The organism is Actinomadura chokoriensis, assembly GCF_041463665.1.
Lineage (GTDB): Bacteria > Actinomycetota > Actinomycetes > Streptosporangiales > Streptosporangiaceae > Spirillospora > Spirillospora chokoriensis_A.
This window is the reverse complement of sequence record NZ_JAXCEJ010000014.1, coordinates 126,219-142,312: the sequence shown is the minus strand read 5'-3', so window position 1 is coordinate 142,312 and position 16,094 is coordinate 126,219. Positions and strand designations below refer to the sequence as shown.

General features: G+C 69.8%; 15 protein-coding genes. 11 read left to right on the top strand and 4 right to left on the bottom strand.

Going from position 1 to position 16,094, the window contains the following annotated elements; genetic code table 11:
• Positions 1-162: 162 nt before the first annotated feature.
• Complete coding sequence (locus SM418_RS21975) at positions 163-1,512, bottom strand: ABC transporter substrate-binding protein (RefSeq protein ID WP_371943111.1); 1,350 nt, start codon at positions 1,510-1,512, stop codon at positions 163-165.
• Between the two features lie 35 nt (positions 1,513-1,547).
• The gene (locus tag SM418_RS21970) at positions 1,548-3,122 is read right to left on the bottom strand and encodes an N-acyl-D-amino-acid deacylase family protein (protein WP_371943112.1); all 1,575 of its coding nucleotides are present in this window, start codon (positions 3,120-3,122) and stop codon (positions 1,548-1,550) included.
• 107 nt (positions 3,123-3,229) lie between these two features.
• On the opposite strand from SM418_RS21970, the gene SM418_RS21965 reads away from it, so the two are divergent.
• From SM418_RS21965 to SM418_RS21915, 11 genes are all read left to right on the top strand, one after another.
• Positions 3,230-3,976, top strand: coding sequence for an IclR family transcriptional regulator (locus tag SM418_RS21965; RefSeq protein WP_371943113.1), 747 nt, complete (start codon positions 3,230-3,232; stop codon positions 3,974-3,976).
• On the top strand, positions 3,973-5,073 hold the full coding sequence (locus SM418_RS21960; protein WP_371943114.1) for an alanine racemase: 1,101 nt from the start codon (positions 3,973-3,975) through the stop codon (positions 5,071-5,073). The genes SM418_RS21965 and SM418_RS21960 overlap by 4 nt, the downstream gene beginning before the upstream one ends.
• A 33-nt stretch (positions 5,074-5,106) precedes the next feature.
• Entirely contained in the window at positions 5,107-6,036 is a 930-nt protein-coding gene (locus SM418_RS21955) for a succinylglutamate desuccinylase/aspartoacylase family protein (RefSeq protein ID WP_371943115.1), read from the top strand.
• Complete coding sequence (locus SM418_RS21950; RefSeq protein ID WP_371943116.1) at positions 6,026-6,751, top strand: MBL fold metallo-hydrolase; 726 nt, start codon at positions 6,026-6,028, stop codon at positions 6,749-6,751. Before SM418_RS21955 ends, SM418_RS21950 begins: the two co-directional genes overlap by 11 nt.
• Positions 6,752-6,763: 12 nt before the next feature.
• Complete coding sequence (locus tag SM418_RS21945; protein WP_371943117.1) at positions 6,764-7,513, top strand: SDR family NAD(P)-dependent oxidoreductase; 750 nt, start codon at positions 6,764-6,766, stop codon at positions 7,511-7,513.
• A gap of 9 nt (positions 7,514-7,522) precedes the next feature.
• Complete coding sequence (locus tag SM418_RS21940; protein ID WP_371943118.1) at positions 7,523-8,557, top strand: threonine aldolase family protein; 1,035 nt, start codon at positions 7,523-7,525, stop codon at positions 8,555-8,557.
• Positions 8,558-8,849: 292 nt separating this feature from the next.
• Positions 8,850-9,443 carry a hypothetical protein gene (locus tag SM418_RS21935; protein WP_371943119.1) on the top strand — a complete coding sequence of 198 codons (594 nt, stop codon included), beginning with the start codon at positions 8,850-8,852 and terminating at the stop codon, positions 9,441-9,443.
• Between the two features lie 96 nt (positions 9,444-9,539).
• Positions 9,540-9,992: a GNAT family N-acetyltransferase gene (locus SM418_RS21930; RefSeq protein WP_371943121.1), complete on the top strand. Its 453-nt coding sequence runs from the start codon at positions 9,540-9,542 to the stop codon at positions 9,990-9,992.
• A gap of 418 nt (positions 9,993-10,410) precedes the next feature.
• Positions 10,411-10,935 carry a hypothetical protein gene (locus SM418_RS21925; RefSeq protein ID WP_371943122.1) on the top strand — a complete coding sequence of 175 codons (525 nt, stop codon included), beginning with the start codon at positions 10,411-10,413 and terminating at the stop codon, positions 10,933-10,935.
• 554 nt (positions 10,936-11,489) lie between these two features.
• Positions 11,490-12,914, top strand: coding sequence for a rifampin monooxygenase (gene rox, locus SM418_RS21920; RefSeq protein WP_371943276.1), 1,425 nt, complete (start codon positions 11,490-11,492; stop codon positions 12,912-12,914).
• Between the two features lie 257 nt (positions 12,915-13,171).
• On the top strand, positions 13,172-13,636 hold the full coding sequence (locus SM418_RS21915; protein ID WP_371943124.1) for an NUDIX hydrolase: 465 nt from the start codon (positions 13,172-13,174) through the stop codon (positions 13,634-13,636).
• A 114-nt stretch (positions 13,637-13,750) separates the two neighbouring features.
• On the opposite strand, the gene SM418_RS21910 is transcribed toward SM418_RS21915, so the two are convergent.
• Positions 13,751-14,434, bottom strand: a complete 684-nt coding sequence (locus tag SM418_RS21910; protein ID WP_371943125.1) for a pentapeptide repeat-containing protein — start codon at positions 14,432-14,434, stop codon at positions 13,751-13,753.
• A 789-nt stretch (positions 14,435-15,223) separates the two neighbouring features.
• Complete coding sequence (locus tag SM418_RS21905) at positions 15,224-15,853, bottom strand: TetR/AcrR family transcriptional regulator (protein ID WP_371943127.1); 630 nt, start codon at positions 15,851-15,853, stop codon at positions 15,224-15,226.
• Positions 15,854-16,094 lie beyond the last annotated feature (241 nt).

Here is a 16,094-nt window from a genome sequence, read left to right as displayed (position 1 = left end):
GGACCGGCCGGAGCGGCCCTTTCGTCCGGCGCGGCCGGTCGCGGCGGTGGGAGGTGGACGCTTGCTGGAACGTTCCGATCGCCGGCGTGGCTCCGCCGGGCGCCGGTCGGACTCGGTCGTCATGTCCGCGGCGGGCTCGCTTCCTTGGGTCGGGGACATCGGCTACTTCTGCGCGCCCGCGAAGTCGTCCAGCTCCTTGAGCCCCTGGTCGGAGGACTTCTTGCCGAGGACGATCTCCTGCAGCACCGCGCACGCCATGTCGGCGAACTTGGGGTACCAGGTCCTGGTGGTGACGGGCCCGAGGGGCACGGCCTTGGCGAGCTGGCCGGTCAGGGCGTCCACGTCGGCCCACTTCGCCCACGACTCGAGCACGGCCGGGTCGGAGTCCACGCTCTTGTAGCCGCTGGAGAGCCCGAGCGCGGTCGCGACCAGGTTCTTCGGCACGTGGTAGGAGCCGTCCTTGCCCGCGCCGCCGAGGTAGTCGATGACCGTGCCCGCGTTCTTCTCGCCCTCGGTCTCGTACGAGAGCATCCAGTACGCGCCGAAGCTGTGGGTCTGACGGGTCTTGCCGGGCATCAGCACGTTCTTGATGTCCTTGGCCGCCGAGCTCTGCTTTGGATCCTTCCAACCGACGACCTGCGCCTGGTAGCGCATCGAGAAGCTGCTCTTGCCGCCGCCGAAGACGTTCGTCACGCCGCCGTAGTCGGTGGTGAACAGGTCCTTCGGGACCAGCCCCTCGGAGTACAGCGTCCGCCAGCGCTCCAGGGTGGCGCGCGCGACGGGGTTCCCGGCGAGGTTCGCCTTCCCGGACGGGTCGAACAGCGAACCGCCGCCCTCGGAGGCCACCTCGGCGGCGAACTGGTGCCACATCAGGAACGCGTACTTGATCCAGTACGGCGAGTACGGCGTCTGGCTGATCCCCTTGGCCTTCAGCTCCCGGGCCTGCTCCAGGAACTCCTCCCAGGTCGCGGGCGCCGAGGCGTCGATCTTCTTCAGGTGGGCGGTGTTCACCACGAACAGCTCGGCGCCCTGGAAGTAGGGCAGCGCGTAGATGTCGCCGTCCGGTCCCTTGAGCGCCTCGGCGACACCCGGGTTCATGTTCGCGACCAGCTTGTCCAGGCCGGGCAGGTCCTTGAGGGAGCGGACCCACTGGTTCTTCGACCACGACTCCAGGTAGCCCTCGTCCGCGAACAGCACGTCGTAGGACGCGTTGCCGCCGGCGAGCTGCTGGTTGGTCACGGTGAGGTAGTCCTGCGCGACGTAGGACGTGCCGAGCTTGAGCGGGGCGTAGTTGGTGTTGAAGTAGTCCACGTACGGCTTGAACAGCGGGCCGACCGCGGCGTCGTGGTGCATCTGGAGGTCGTTCGGCGAGCCGCCGTCGTCGGCGGACCCGCAGGCCGTCAGCAGGCCGGTGCCGCCGAGCCCGGCGACGGCGCCGAGCGCCATCGTTCCGCGGAGGAAGGAACGCCTTGTGACGTGCGGTGTGGCCGGGGACGCGTTGCTGGGTGCCATGGTCTGCTCCGTTCCAATCGGTGCGTAGGGGACGGTCATGCCGCGCGCAGGACCTTGCCTGGGCGCCGACCGGTGGGGCGGAAGTTCTCGATGGCGGGTTCGCCGTTCACGAAGACCCAGCGCATGAGGTCGGGATAGGCGCTCTCCGATGCCGGGGTCGCGCCCGCCTCCGTCCCCTGGCCGCTCTCGTGGGCGGCGGCGCGTCCGGGGTCGGCGACGGCGATGTCGGCGAACGCGCCGGGACGCAGGGTTCCGCGGCCGTCCAGGCGAAGCCGCCGGGCGGGCGCGGTGGCCAGGTGCCGGATCGCCCGGTCCAGCGGCGTCCGCCCGAGGAGCGCGGGGACCAGCACCTCGAAGGTGCTCGCGAGGTTGCGCGGGTGCTCGTGCCGCGCCTGCGCTGCCGTCATCAGCCAGCCGTCGCTGCCGTGCATGGCGGCGGGGTGCGCCGACACGCGGGCGAGGTCGTCCCGCGAGGCGGCCGGGACGGTCATGGTGAGGCTCTCACCCTCGGCCAGGATCAGCTCCAGCAGCACCTCCACGGGTGCGCGGCCGAGCCCGGCGGCGTAGTCCGGCAGGGCCCGGCCGGACGCGTCCGGCCGGGTCCGCGAGCGGCCGATGATGATCTCATCGGGCCGGAACTGGGCCGCGCCGTCCAGGTGGCGCAGCAGGCGCAGCCGTTCGGCGCCCTCCTCCGCCCGCGTGCGCAGCAGCGGCCAGCCACCGTCCAGCGAACCGGGCGGCAGCAGGCTGGAGACCCCGGTGCTGCCGGAGGTGTAGGGGTAGTAGTCGACGGCGACCTCGATGCCGCCCCTGGCGTTGGCCTCGTCGACCATCGCGAGGGTCTGCTCCGTGCGTCCCCAGTTGGCCTTGCCCAGCGCCTTGTGGTGGGAGATCTGCAGGTCGACCCCGGCCTGCTCGGCCGTCGAGATCGCCTCGGCCACGGACGCGACCAGGCCGTCCCGCTCGTCCCGCAGGTGGGTGGCGTAGAAGCGGCCCGACCCGCGCAACGGCGCGATGACCCGCCGCAGTTCGTCGGCGGCGGCGAACCGTCCGGGCGTGTAGACGAGACCGCTGGAGACGCCGAACGCCCCCTGGCCGAGGCCGTCCTCGACGAGGCCCCGCATCGCGGCGACGGCCTCGTCCGACGGGGGACGGGGGTCGGCGCCCGCGACGTGCTCGCGGACGGCGCCGAGGCCGACGAGGGGGGCGACGTTGACCCCCGTCCCGAGCGACTCCAGGTGAGCGGCGTAGGTGTCGAGGTCCGGGAAGCCGGGGTCCAGCCGGGAGTTGAAGAAGGACCCGAAGCCCCTGCTGGTCCTCGGCAGCGGGAACGGGGAGAAACCGCAGTTCCCGGTGACGTCGGTGGTGATGCCCTGGTGCAGGCGCGCCAGGGCGTCCGGGTCGTGCTGGAGCGTGAAGTCGCTGTGCGTGTGCATGTCCACGAAGCCCGGCAGGACCACCAGGCCGGAGGCGTCGATCACCGTCGCGCCGGCCGGCGGCGCGATGCGCGCCGCCAGCGCCGTCACCCGCTCGCCTTCGATGAGCAGGTCGAGCACCGCGTCGGTCCCGGTGCCCGGGTCGACGACGCGACCCCCTCGGATGATCTTCACCACTGTCCTCTGCGTTCCATTCTGTGGTTTGGCATTCCACGTGATGGGATGTTGTGGCAACCTAATCTCGCTGCCAGTCCCCGGTCAAGGCGTCTCTGGAGGCGTTCGTGGTGCAAGTGGTCGATCGCGTCGGTGCTCTGCTCGCCGCGTTCAGTCAGGAAGAACCCGTCCTCGGCCTCGCCGAATGCGCCGAGCGGTCGGGGCTGAGCAAGAGTTCGGCGCACCGCCTGCTGAGCGGGCTCGCCGAGATCGGCATGGTGGAACGCGACCCCGACGGCAACTGGCAGATCGGGGAACTGCCGCTCCGGCTGGCCGCGATCCGGCTCTCGCACCGCAACATGCGGCGGGACGCCATGGCGGCGCTGGCCCCGCTCGGCCGCCGGTTCGACGCCGCGACCGCGTTCTCCGTCCCGAACGGCGCCGAGATGGTCTACGTCGAGCGCACCGACAGCAGCATCCCGTTCGCCCCGAGCGCCCGGCTCGGCGGCACCGCCCCGATCTGGGAGGGCGCGGCGGGGCGGGCCGTGCTCGCCCGGCTCGACGCCGCGCAGCGGCGGGAACTCTGCACGGGCCCCCACTGGTCGGCCCTGTCGGACGAGGTGCGCACCAGGATCGCCGACGACGTCGAGCAGTCCGCGACGCGCGGCTACTCGGTGGACCGCGGCGAGTTCTTCGACGGCATCGCCGGCGTCGCGTCGGCGCTCGGCCGGCAGGGGGAGCCGGTGGCCGCGCTCAGCCTGATCGTCTCCGTCGAGCGGATGTCGCCCGAACTGGAACGCGAGATGGGACGCGCCGTGGTCGAACTGGCCCGCGAGATCACCGGTAAGGCCACCCTGCCGGGGGTGTCCCGGTGACCGGCGGCGACGGCTGGGCCGCGGCCTGCTCCGGGGACGGGCCGCCGACCCCCTTCCTGGCCCTGCGGCATGACCGGCTCATGGCCAACATCGACGAGATGGCCGAGCGCGTCGCGGGCCACGGCGGGCACTCCACGCCCCATCAGAAGACCCACAAGTCCGTGGAGATCGCGCGGGCCCAGGTCGCGGCGGGGGCGACCCGAGCGACCGTGGCGACCGCCGACGAAGCCGCCCTGGCCTTCGACGCCGGCTTCCCGTCCGTGCTCGTCGCCTACCCGCCCGTCCCCGGTGAGCGCGCCCGCGCACTCGCCGAGCTCACCGGGCGGGGGCCCGTCGCCGTCACCTGCTCGCGTCCCGAGCACGTCGCCGCACTCGCGGCGACCGGCGCGGAATTCGACGTCTACTGGGAGATCGACTCCGGGACGCATCGGCTCGGCACCGCGCCCGGCCGGCGCACCGCCGACGCCGTCACGGCCGCGCCGTTCACCGGACGGGTCCGGCTCCGCGCCCTGATGACGTTCGCCGGGCACGCCTACGCCGCCACCGACGCGGCCGGGCTCGCCGACGTCCGCGATCAGCAGGACGACGCGCTGGAGAGCACGGGCGCGGTGCTGGCCGAACGCGGAGTCGAGGCTCCCGTCCACAGCGTCGGCGTCACCCCCCTGGCCCGCGTGGAATCCGGCCGCGCACACGAGTACCGCTACGGCAACTACGTCTTCTACGACGCCACCCAGGTCGCGCTCGGCGGCCCGGACGCGTCCGAGTGCTCGCTCGCCGTGATCAGCACGGTGGTGGACGTCCCGGCGCCGGACCGGCTCGTCCTGGACGCGGGGTCCAAGAGCCTGCCCGCCGAGCGGATGAGCACGCTGACGCCGGGCTTCGGGCTGGTGGACGGCCACCCGGACGTCGTCATCGAGAAGCTCTACGAGGAGCACGGGCTCGCCCGCTCGGCGACGCCGCACGGGCTGGCGCCGGGCGACCGGGTCGCGGTGGTCCCGAACCACGCCTGCACCGCGGTGAACCTGTTCGCCCAGTACTCCGTGCACGACGGGACCTCCTTCGTGGACACCTGGCCCATCCGGGCACGCCGGCGCTGACGCAACGAAGGGAATGCACGCACGATGACAACGGTGAGCGAGCGACTCGCGGCCGGCCCTGACCTGGACCTGGACATCGTCCGGTTCGGTGATGGCGACGGCCCCGCAGTGAGCATCCTGGGCGGGGTGCACGGCGACGAACTGGAGGGCGTCCTCGCCGCGTACCGCATCGCGGACAGGCTCGCCTCGACGCATGTCCGCGGCACGGTCACCGTGCTGCCCCGCGCCAACCCGCCCGCCCTGGCCGCGGGCACCCGGCACGGCGACGGCGACGCGAACCTCGCGCGGCTCTTCCCCGGCGACCCCGGCGGCGGCCTCAGCGACGGCATCGCCCACGCGATCGCCACCGCGCTGATCGAACCGTGCGACCTGCTGATCGACCTGCACTCCGCCGGGCACCGCTACCGGATGCCGCCGATGTGCGGGTTCGGCGCGGGCGGGACGCTCGGCGGCCGCCCGATGCTGGACGCCGCGCGAACGACGCCGTTCCCCTACCTGTGGGCGCACGCGTCGGTCGCTCCGGGCCGGTCCGTCAGCCACGCCGAAGCCCTCGGCAAGCCCTGGGCCTACTTCGAGAGCGGCGGGGGCGGCGCGCTCCGCGAGGCCGACATCGGCCGCTACGAGCAGGGCGTGCTGCGCCTGCTGGAGATCGTGGGCACGCTCGACCCCGTCTCCTTCGCCGGCCCGCCGCCCGGACGGCAGGTCGTCGTGACGGGCGGGGACGGCAACACCGACACCGGCGTCCTGTTCACCACGGCGGGGGTCTTCGTCTCGTCCGTCAAGGCCGGGGACGCGGTGGCGACCGGGCAGGCCATCGGCGCGGTGTACGACGACGGCGGACGCAAGATCGAGACGGTCCGGGCCTCGTCGTCCGGCCGCGTCATGATGCTGCGCCACCACCTGCGAGTCGCACCCGGCGAGGTCGCCGCGATCGTCGCCGGAGAGGACGGCCGTGCGGCTTGACGCGGCCGTCGACCTGGTCGGCGGCGGACGGCTCGGCCCCGGTCTCAGCAACGCCTACGACAGCAACGTCTACCTGCTGCGCGGCGACCGGGGCGCATGGCTGGTCGACACGGGAAGCGGGCTCGACCAGGCGGTTCTGCTCGCGCGCGTGGAGGAGGCGCTCGGCGGGCTGCCGCTGCGCGGTGCCCTGATCACGCACGCGCACGCCGACCACGCGGGCGGCGCCGCCGGGCTCGCCGCGCGCGGAACCATGATCGTCGCCGGTCCCCGGACGGCCGAACTGGTCCGCGACGCCGACCCGGAACGGCTGGGTCTCACCGCCGCGCTGCGGGCCGGTCTCTACCCGCCCGGCTACCGGTTCCCGTCCTGCCACAATGTGCTGACCCCGGCCGAGGCGGGCTTGGACGCGGGCCCCCTCCAAGCCCTGCCGACCCCGGGACACAGCGCCGACCACACGTCCTACCTGTTCACAGCCGGCGGCACGACCTACGCCTGCACCGGCGACCTTCTCTTCAGCCGGGGCCGGATCGTGCTGCCCGGCGCCCAGGACGCCGACGTCCAGGAACTGCGGCGGTCACTGGAACGGCTCCACGCCGCACGTCCCGACGTCCTGCTGCCCGGCCACGGCACGCCCGTCCTGTCGGACGCGACCTGGCACATCGAGCAGGCCCTCGCCGCCTTCGAACTGGGCAGCCTTCCCGCCCCCTTCCACTGAACCGAGGAAAGCATGAACAGAAGCGTCATCGTCACCGGCGGCGGAGGCGGAATCGGATCCGCCATCACCCGCCGGCTCGCGGCCCCCGGCCGGACCGTCGTCGTCTTCGAGGCCGGGCTCGACGCCGTCGAACGGGCCCGCGCCGAACTGGCGCCCACCGCCGAGGTCCTGGCGGTCGACGCCGGCGACCCGGCCGCGATCAGCGTCGCCGTCGCCGAGGTCACCGCCGCGCACGGGCCACCGGAGATCCTGGTGAACTGCGCGGCCGTGACCGGCGTCCCGGCCAAGGCGCCCCTGCTCGACACATCCGATGAACTGCTGGCGCGCATCCTCGCGGTCAACACCGTCGGACCGTTCGTCTGCGCCCGTGAGTCCGCGCGGCACATGGTCGCCGCGGGCGGCGGCACCATCGTCAACATCGGGTCGATCGCCGCTCACCGCGGCCAGCTCGACGCGTCCGCCTACACCGTCAGCAAATCGGCGATGACCGGGCTGACCCGCGCCCTCGCCATGGAGCTCGGCCCGTCCGGCGTCCGGGTCGTCCAGGTCGACCCGGGCGACATCAGCACTCCGGGCAGCGACCGGCTCGTCGAACTCATCGAGACCGACCAGACGCGCTCGGGCGTCTCGGGCCTGCCGCCGCTCGGCCGGCGCGGCCGCCCCGAGGAGATCGCGGAAGTGGTCGCCTTCCTCTGCTCGCCGGGGGCCTCGTTCGTCTCCGGCACCCAGATCGTCGTCGACGGCGGATACCTCGCCGGATAGGGACCTTTCATGATCGACATTCGCTCCGACGTCATGACGCTGCCCACCGAGGGCATGCTGCACGCGATGACCGCCGCCCCGCTCGGCGACGAACAGGAGCGCGAGGACCCCACCGTCCTCGCGCTGGAGGACGACCTGACCGAGTTGCTCGGCCAGGAGGCGGCGGTGTTCGTCCCCTCCGCGACGATGGCCAACCAGATCGCGATGCTGTGCCAGGTGGAGCGCGGCCAAGAGATCGTCGGGGAACGGCACAGCCACATGTTCCGCTACGAGGCGGGCGGCCCCGCCTTCCTCGCCGGCGCGATCGTCACCGGCCTGACCGGGACGAACGGGGTGTTCACCGGGGACCAGGTCCGCGAGATCGCCCAGATCCGGGACTCCGAGCACCGTCCGAGGACCGCGCTCGCCCTCGTGGAGAACACCCACAACGTCTCCGGCGGCCGGACATGGCCGCTCGCCGCCCTGGACGACCTCTACGACACCTGCGACGAACTGGGCCTCGCCGTCCACATCGACGGGGCCCGCCTCTTCAACGCCGCCGTCGCCCTGGACGTGCCGCCCAGGCGGATCACCGGACGGGCCCAGACCGTCGCCATCTGCTTCTCCAAGGGCCTCGGCTGCCCCGCCGGCGCGGCCCTCGTCGGCCGCTCCGACGTGCTGGCCCCGGCCCGGCGCATCCGCCAGATGCTCGGCGGCTCGCTCCGCCAGGCCGGCGTCCTGGCAGGCGCCGCCCGCTACGCCCTCCGGCACAACATCGCACGGCTGGCCGACGACCACTCCAACGCGCGCACTCTCGCCACCCTGCTCGCCGAAGGCGGCCTTCCCGTCGACCCCGCCGAGGTCGACACCAACTTCGTTTTCCTCGAACTGGCGTCGCTCGGGATCGCCCGCGAGGAAGCCCAGGCCCGTCTGCGCTCACACGGCGTGCTGTGGTCCAACGCGCACCACCCCACCGTCCTACGCGCCGTCACCCATCTCGGCCACTCCAGGGCGGACCTCCACACCGCCGCGGCCCGAACCATCCAAGCCCTGACCAGCGACTGAACCGGAACCGAGCAGCCCGTACGCATAGCTCTCCAACCTTGGCCCACTTGGACGACCTGGGCTGGAACGGGCTTGACCGGGTAGCCGCCTCGGGGCGCGGGTCCACGTTCAGTCACCCGAGTCTGAGGGGACACCGTGACGGGCGTGAAATGATCTCTGCACCGCAGGCAACGGCCGCCCCGGAAGGAGACCTGTGACCGGACGCGCCATTGGCAGCCAAGTCCGGGACCCCTTCGGCACGCTTCGCCGGGTCCTTTGGATCGGCGGCGGACAATGGGCCGGCAAATCCACCGTGGCACGGCTGCTGGCCGACCGGTACGGGCTGACCGCCTACAACTACGACTACCACGACGCCCGCGGCCACGACGACCGCCGGATCGCCCGCAGGATCAAACTCGGCCACTCGCCCGACACCCCGGACCTCGACGCCACCTGGGTGAACACCACCCCGCAGGACATGGCCGCCGAAACGCTCGCCGGCTTCCCGGTCCGCTTCGAATGGGCCCTGGACGACCTGTGCGCCCTCGTCTCCGGACGCCCCATCATCGCCGAAGGGTGGGGACTGCGCCCCGAACTGGTCGCTCCGATCAGCGACTCGCCCCGGCAGATGGTCGTCATGGTGCCCACCCAGGAGTTCCGCGACCGGCAACTGCGCGAACTCACCCGAGCCGCCACCGTCCGGCACGGCGTCAGCGACCCCGCCCGCGCCCAACGCAACCGGCTCGAACGAGACCGCCTCGTCGCCGACGACGCCGTCCGCTCCGCCCGGCGCCTCGGAATCCGCGTGATCGAAGTCGACGGAACCCGCGACGCCGCCTCCGTCGCCGACGACGTCGCCGATCACTTCCGCCCCTATCTCCCGTCCCCAGAAGATCGCAAACCCTGACCGGCGCGGGCATTCGGACGGTTGCGAAACCCTTCTGCGCCGCTGCAGCCCCCGCTCGATGACAAGCGCCCGGGAACCGCGAAGTACGCTGCCCGCATGGCGTTGATCCGTTCCACCGCGCCCGCCGATCTTCCCTGCCTCGTCGCATGGGAGTCCGACGAGGACACTGCGGGCTGGCTGGGCGAGACGGGTCACGCCTGGCACGCCCGCGCCCTGGCCGACCCGGACCAGGACCACGTCGTGACTGAACACGATGGCGTCCTCTCGGGATTCGCCGTCCTGGCGGGCCTGCGGACACCCGATCGCGTCATCGAGCTGCGTCGACTGGTGGTGGCCCCCGACCTGCGCGGCAAAGGTCAGGGACGAGCACTCCTCGAGGCCGTCCTCGCGCACGCCTACGACAATCACTTGGCCAAAGAGATCTGGCTCGATGTGAAGGTGCACAACCAACGCGCGCAGAAGCTCTACCTGTCGGCAGGCTTCGTCATAACCCAATCGGACGGAACCGAACCCGATCTGATCGTGATGCTCCACCATCGGACTTCATGACCCGCTGCCACAGCAGCTGACACGCCAAACTACTCCGGACGCCGCCACATGCTTCATCCACCGTTCTTCTCTTCCCGCCATCCGGACATCTGGGCCCCTGCAACGGCCGGGCGGCAAGACCGACACCACTTGCGCCATCACCACTGCGGGCATCGATCCCACACACCCGCCCGGCAACTGGCGGCAGGCAACCGAACCGCTCCAAGCACGGACCCCCATCTCGGCACGCATCTGAGCAAGTGACGGGAATTGGAAGATTGACCGCCGATAACCGCTCCTAATTGCAGCCAATCACACGGCGCCGTGCCGCTGACCTCGCCAAATCTGCATGTTCGACATACGCCGTGACCTTCCCCACCTCCCGTCTGCGTCCCGCGCCCAGCGCTACCGGAGCGGGGGGCCTTGATATGGTCACGCGATGTCATCGTTCAGCGGCTGGGCCGTTATCGATCTGAAGGACGGGCGGGATCCCGAAGAATTCGCGCTCGCCCTCGCGGCTGCCCATCAGTCAGCCATCGACGTCGCCACCGAAGGGGCGAGGGTTTTCGTTTTCGCCGACTTCGGCGTGACGTTGTCGTCGGCGGTGGGAGAGTTGCTGCCCGAGTGGGGTGTGCGGGCCATCGCGGCCTCCGACTTCGACGAACACGGCGTGATCAACGAGGTTCTCGGCCCGGACGGCGCGGCCGTGCACATCGCCTCGATCGACGAGGAGGGCGCCGGTCTCCCGGATGACGACACGGCGGACAGCCGCCGGGCCGCAGCCGCGCTCTTCGGCGTGGAGCCGTCCGTCCTCGACGAGGTGTCGGAGACCTGGAGCGAAGAGGGCGCTCAGCCGTCGGTGTTGGGCGTGCCCTACTTGCGTTGGTGGACGGCCCTTGGAGCCCCTTGGCCACATCCGTTCGAGTCGGCCACGGTCGAGCCCCAGAAGGCACCCAATTCCTAGGCTGTGTCCAGACGCCCAGGCACATTTCCCCGGGTAACGCAGGGGCGACGGTTTGGTGCAACAGCTGTACCGCGTCCGATGAGACAGGCTGGTGGCCACGAACCTCATCGGGGCGGCGCCTTCGGAAATCCCGTCCGCCCGCAGGGCAGCCGGGACAGACCGTCGACCGTGGCCGGGAGCAGCCTCCTGGCCAGGCCGGATTCATCCTGCAACCGCACGCGCCCGTTCCGAGCCGTGGATCCATGACTGGGAAAGGATTGGACGGGGTGATGTTCGGGCTTGTAGCTTGCCGTTGACCGTGACACCGCCCGAGGAGGTGAGACCCATGAACGCTGTAGCGATGTGGGTGCTCCCCCTTCCCGTCACGGCCGGCGATTGACATAGGTGTCGCCGGGAGCGCCTCGACAACAAGGCACTCCCGAAAGGCAGCACCTATGCACTCCTCGCACTTCACCGCCGAGCCGTCGTCGAACGATACGGGCGAGGCAGACCTCACCGTGGGCGGCGTCCCCGAACTCCGGTCACCGGACTCCGGCGCCGGTCGTGCGCCCCTCATGTTCGACGTGATCATTGCCGGATGCGGGCCGACCGGCGCGATGCTGGCCGCCGAACTGCGGCTGCACGATGTGCGGGTACTCCTCCTGGAGAAGGAAACCGAGCCCGTGTCGTTCGTCCGCATAGTCGGTCTGCATATTCGCAGTATCGAGCTGATGGCCATGCGCGGACTGCTGGATCGCATCCTCGAACATGGAAGGAAGCGTCCGGCCGGCGGATTCTTCGCCGCCATCGCCAAACCCGCGCCCGAGGGCCTGGATTCCGCGCACACCTACCTGCTGGGCATCCCGCAGCCGGTCATCGTCCGCCTCCTCGAAGAACATGCGATCGAACTGGGTGCGCAGGTCCGGCGCGGTCGTGCGGTCGCCGGTTTCGAGCAGGACGACGAGGGTGTGACCGTCGAGCTGGCCAACGGCGAACAGCTGCGTGCGCGCTATCTCGTCGGCTGTGACGGCGCGCGCAGTACGGTGCGCAAACTGCTCGGCGTCGGCTTCCCCGGCGAGCCCTCGCGGACCGAGACGCTGATGGGCGAGATGGAAGTGGGCGTCTCGCAGGAGGAGGTCGCCGCCAAGGTGACCGAAATCAGCGAGACCCATAAGCGATTCTGGCTCAGGCCGTTCGGCAAAGGGGTCTACAGCGTCGTCGTCCCCGCCGCGGGAGTCAGCGATCGCGCGGAACCGCCCACCCTCGAGGATTTCAAACACCAGCTGCGCACCATCGCCGGAACCGATTTCGGCGTGCACTCCCCGCGCTGGTTGTCCCGTTTCGGGGATGCCACCCGGTTGGCCGAACGTTATCGGGTCGGGCGGGTGCTGCTGGCCGGCGATGCGGCACACATCCATCCGCCCATCGGCGGACAGGGCCTCAACCTGGGCGTTCAGGACGCATTCAACCTCGGCTGGAAACTGGCCGCACAGGTCCGCGGCCGGGCGCCGGAAACACTGCTGGACACCTACCAGGCCGAACGACGTCCGGTCGCCGGGGACGTACTGGACAACACCCGCGCCCAGATGGGACTGCTGTCCACCGAACCGGGCCCGCAGGCCGTGCGCAGGCTGCTCACCGAACTGATGGACTTCGACGAGGTGAACCGCCGCCTGATCGAAAAGATCACCGCGATCGGCATCCGCTACGACTTCGGCGAAGGCCCCGACCTGCTCGGCCGCCGACTGCGCGACATCGACGTGGCAAAGGGCAACCTCTACGGTCTGCTGCATCGCGGCCGCGGCCTGCTGCTGGACCGCACCGAACGCCTGACCGTCCGCGGCTGGTCAGACCGAGTCGACCACCTCGCGGATCCCACCGCGGCACTCGATGTTCCGTGCGTCCTGCTCCGCCCTGACGGCCACGTCGCCTGGATCGGCGACGATCAGCAGGACCTGGACGACCACCTCTCCCGCTGGTTCGGCAACCCCACCAACTGATTGCCCCTGAGCAACCGTCCGTCTCGGGTCGAGATCACGGCGCGAACCGGTTCGTATGGTCACCCCCGCATATACGTGGCGAGATGGCGAACAGATCTGCGGCGCTGTCCAGGCCCAAGCGACGCATGCCCGGCTCGCAGAGCCGGGCATGCGTCGCCTCGGCACCCGCTTGCAGGCTCCCTTGAAGATGCGAAGGAGGCTTTATCCGGCTCCGGGCGAGCTTCAGCAGTGGAGGTCGACGGGCGCAGAATGCTCGGGTGACTCGACCCAGAATCCGTGTCGCCGCCTACGTGATCAGGCTCCGCACTGTTCCCGAACTCCTCGTCTTCGACCACGTCGGCATGCCTCAAGCAGGCACCCAGATCCCCGCCGGTGGCGTCCACCCCGACGAGGATCCAGAGCAGGCCGTCTTACGCGAGGTCTTCGAAGAGACCGGACTGCGCACCGCTCTCGTGATCCAGCAACTCGTAGTGGTGAACAAGCCCCACCCCGACACCCGCCAGCCGCGCAGGACCACCTATTTCCACCTTCAAGCGCCCGCGGCCACGGCAGATACGTGGAACCACACGGTATCCGGCGATGGAGACGACACCGGCCTGACCTTCGCCTGCCGTTTCCTGCCGCTCCCACTGGAAGAACCCCTAGCGGACGATCAGGACGCCTGGCTGGCCCACATCGACCCTCTGTGGGCTACCGCGAGTGGTAGTCGTAGGCGTCTCTGACTTCCGCCATAGGCTCGCTTACTGAGAGGTCTCCACGTTGCCTCCGTGGGCCACACCGCACTCGGCGTCCATCCACACGCCAGCCGCCGCGTCACGACCTCACAGGCAGTACACCTAATCCTCGATCGTGATGCCCATTGCCGACGCCAGGGCGAACGCCAAGCCTTGCACATCGGCGGTGGGCACGATTGCGCCCTGGAAGCTCTGGATTCCGTTAACTCCGTAGAGATCGCATCCGGAAAGCCGGGCGCCCTTCATGTTGGCGTTGCTGAACTGCGCCCCGGTCAGCTTGCAGCGCTCGAAACGTACGCCACCAAGGTCGGCTCCCTGGAAATTCGCATCGGTGAGGTTGCAGTCTCGGAACACGACGTTACTGAACCGGGCGAACCGGAAGGACGAGAGGTCCGCACGGCAGTTACTGAACAGGACGTCCCGGAGCCCGCAGTCGGTCATAGAGGTGCCGGTCATGCGACTGCCGTCGATCAAAACGTTGAAGATCCGCGAGTCATAGAGCTTCAAGTTGGCCAGGTCACATGACGTGAACTCGACATCCGCAAAGCTGGCGCGACGGATCGTCGTGCCAGAAAACCGCGTCTCCTGGAAGCGGCAACGCTCAAACTCGACGTCTTCAGCGTCCTGTTCCGAAAGATCAAGGGCACCGTACCGCGTAGACAGGTATATCCCATCGTCGGCCAGCTCGGTCTCTGGAAGCCCCGCTTCTGTCAAGAAAGTTGGTAGCTTGGGAGCTACCGGCTCTTTCGGTCGCCTTGGACGTGCCCGAACGTTGTTGCCTGTCACAGGCTCGACCCTACCCTTCAGATGCAGCCTAACGGTCACCCCGACCACGCGTCCGGATCTCTCCGCCAACGTGCCGTGTGCGAGGTGCCGGAACCGAAGAATCGGCCGAACGTCCCGCTGATCGACCGTTCTCCCACACTGACTTGGGTCTCATCACACACCCCGCTTTGAAGCGGAATCATCCCGTCGTCGACAATCCCGCACATGCGCAGTGCGATCACTGGACGTGCTGACGTGGCGTACTGATCACCTCGGTGGGATGTACACGACGTCTTCCTGAGCGGCCTGGAACGTAAGGCCCATAGCCCGAGAACAGTGCTCTGACGTACAAGACAACGTCGCCGCGGACGGACACAAACCCGCCAACGACCCGCTGGCTGCGTGGGCACTCTGTCACAGCCGACCTGTACGTTGAACCACAATCCGTGGCTACCGAACAGGAGGCGCGATGACGTATCCCCTGAGACCTTCAACCGAAGCGATACTCAATGCCGTCCCGGACCTCGCACCTTTCCGCGAGACGCCGCCGTGCTTCACCCCAAACGGGCGAAGCCAAGTCCAGAAGTCAGTTCGATCGGTGGCCCGCTGCTCTGGCCGAGTGACGAACCGTGGCCAGTATGCTCCTTGCCCGACGAAGTGAACTCCGCCGACCTGCCCGCCACTGCCATGGTGCCGGTCGTCCAGATCTTCGAGCGGGACGTGCCGGGGCCGTGGTGGCCGGCTGATGCCGATCTCTTGCAAACGCAGAGCTCTGTTCGTTTGCGTTCTGCCAGGTGAGCGGTGCACCTATCAGTCCGAGAGATATATCCGGACGTGATCGAGCGCCATGTCGAGTGCGATCTCCATGGGGGCGACGTCATGAGCGGCCTGGGCCAGCAGGTAGCCCCCTTGCAGGGCGGCCATCAGCCCGATCGCGAGCTTGCGGGGGTCGGCGTCGGCGGTGAGCGTCCCGGCGTCCTGCATGCGGCGCAGACCGGCCTCGATGAGGTTCTCCCACTCCTCGAACGTCTCCGCGAGGGCCCTGCGAGCGACCTCGTCCTGGTCGGAGACCTCTCCGGAGATCGAACCGAGGACACAGCCGTACGCGCCGTTCCGCAGTGCGTTGCGCTGGACGATCGCGTTCCTCCAGCGGACCAGGCTGTTGAACGACCTGAGTCGCTCCAGCGCGGCGCGCTCGCGCTCCATGATCTGTTCCGCGCGCATCAGGACCACTTCGCGGACCAGTTGCTCCTTGTCCGCGAAGTGGTTGTAGAGCTGAGACTTGCTCGTGCCGCTCGCGGCGCGGACCTCGTCCAGAGTGGTCGAGCTGACCCCCTTCATGTACATGAGCTCGGCCGCGGCCTCGATGATGCGCCGCCTCGTCACGGCGCCGCGACGTGTCAGCCTCGGCCCCTGTTCGGCACTCTCTGACCTGGTCACGCAGGAAAGGCTACCGACCCGGATGCTCGGTGCCGGTCCAACTGCTGCTCGCCGCCCGCCCAACGGAGGACGGCACGGTCGACGTCGAAGCCACGAAGAAGGCGGGCCTTGCAACTTGCACAGATGGACGGCTGTGGGAGCGACTCGCCGCCACCGGACGCCCTCAGCCGATTCACCCGCTGGCACGGGCCGAGCCGCGCGCCAGGTCGATCGACCGGCCCGCCCGCGCTGCACGACCACC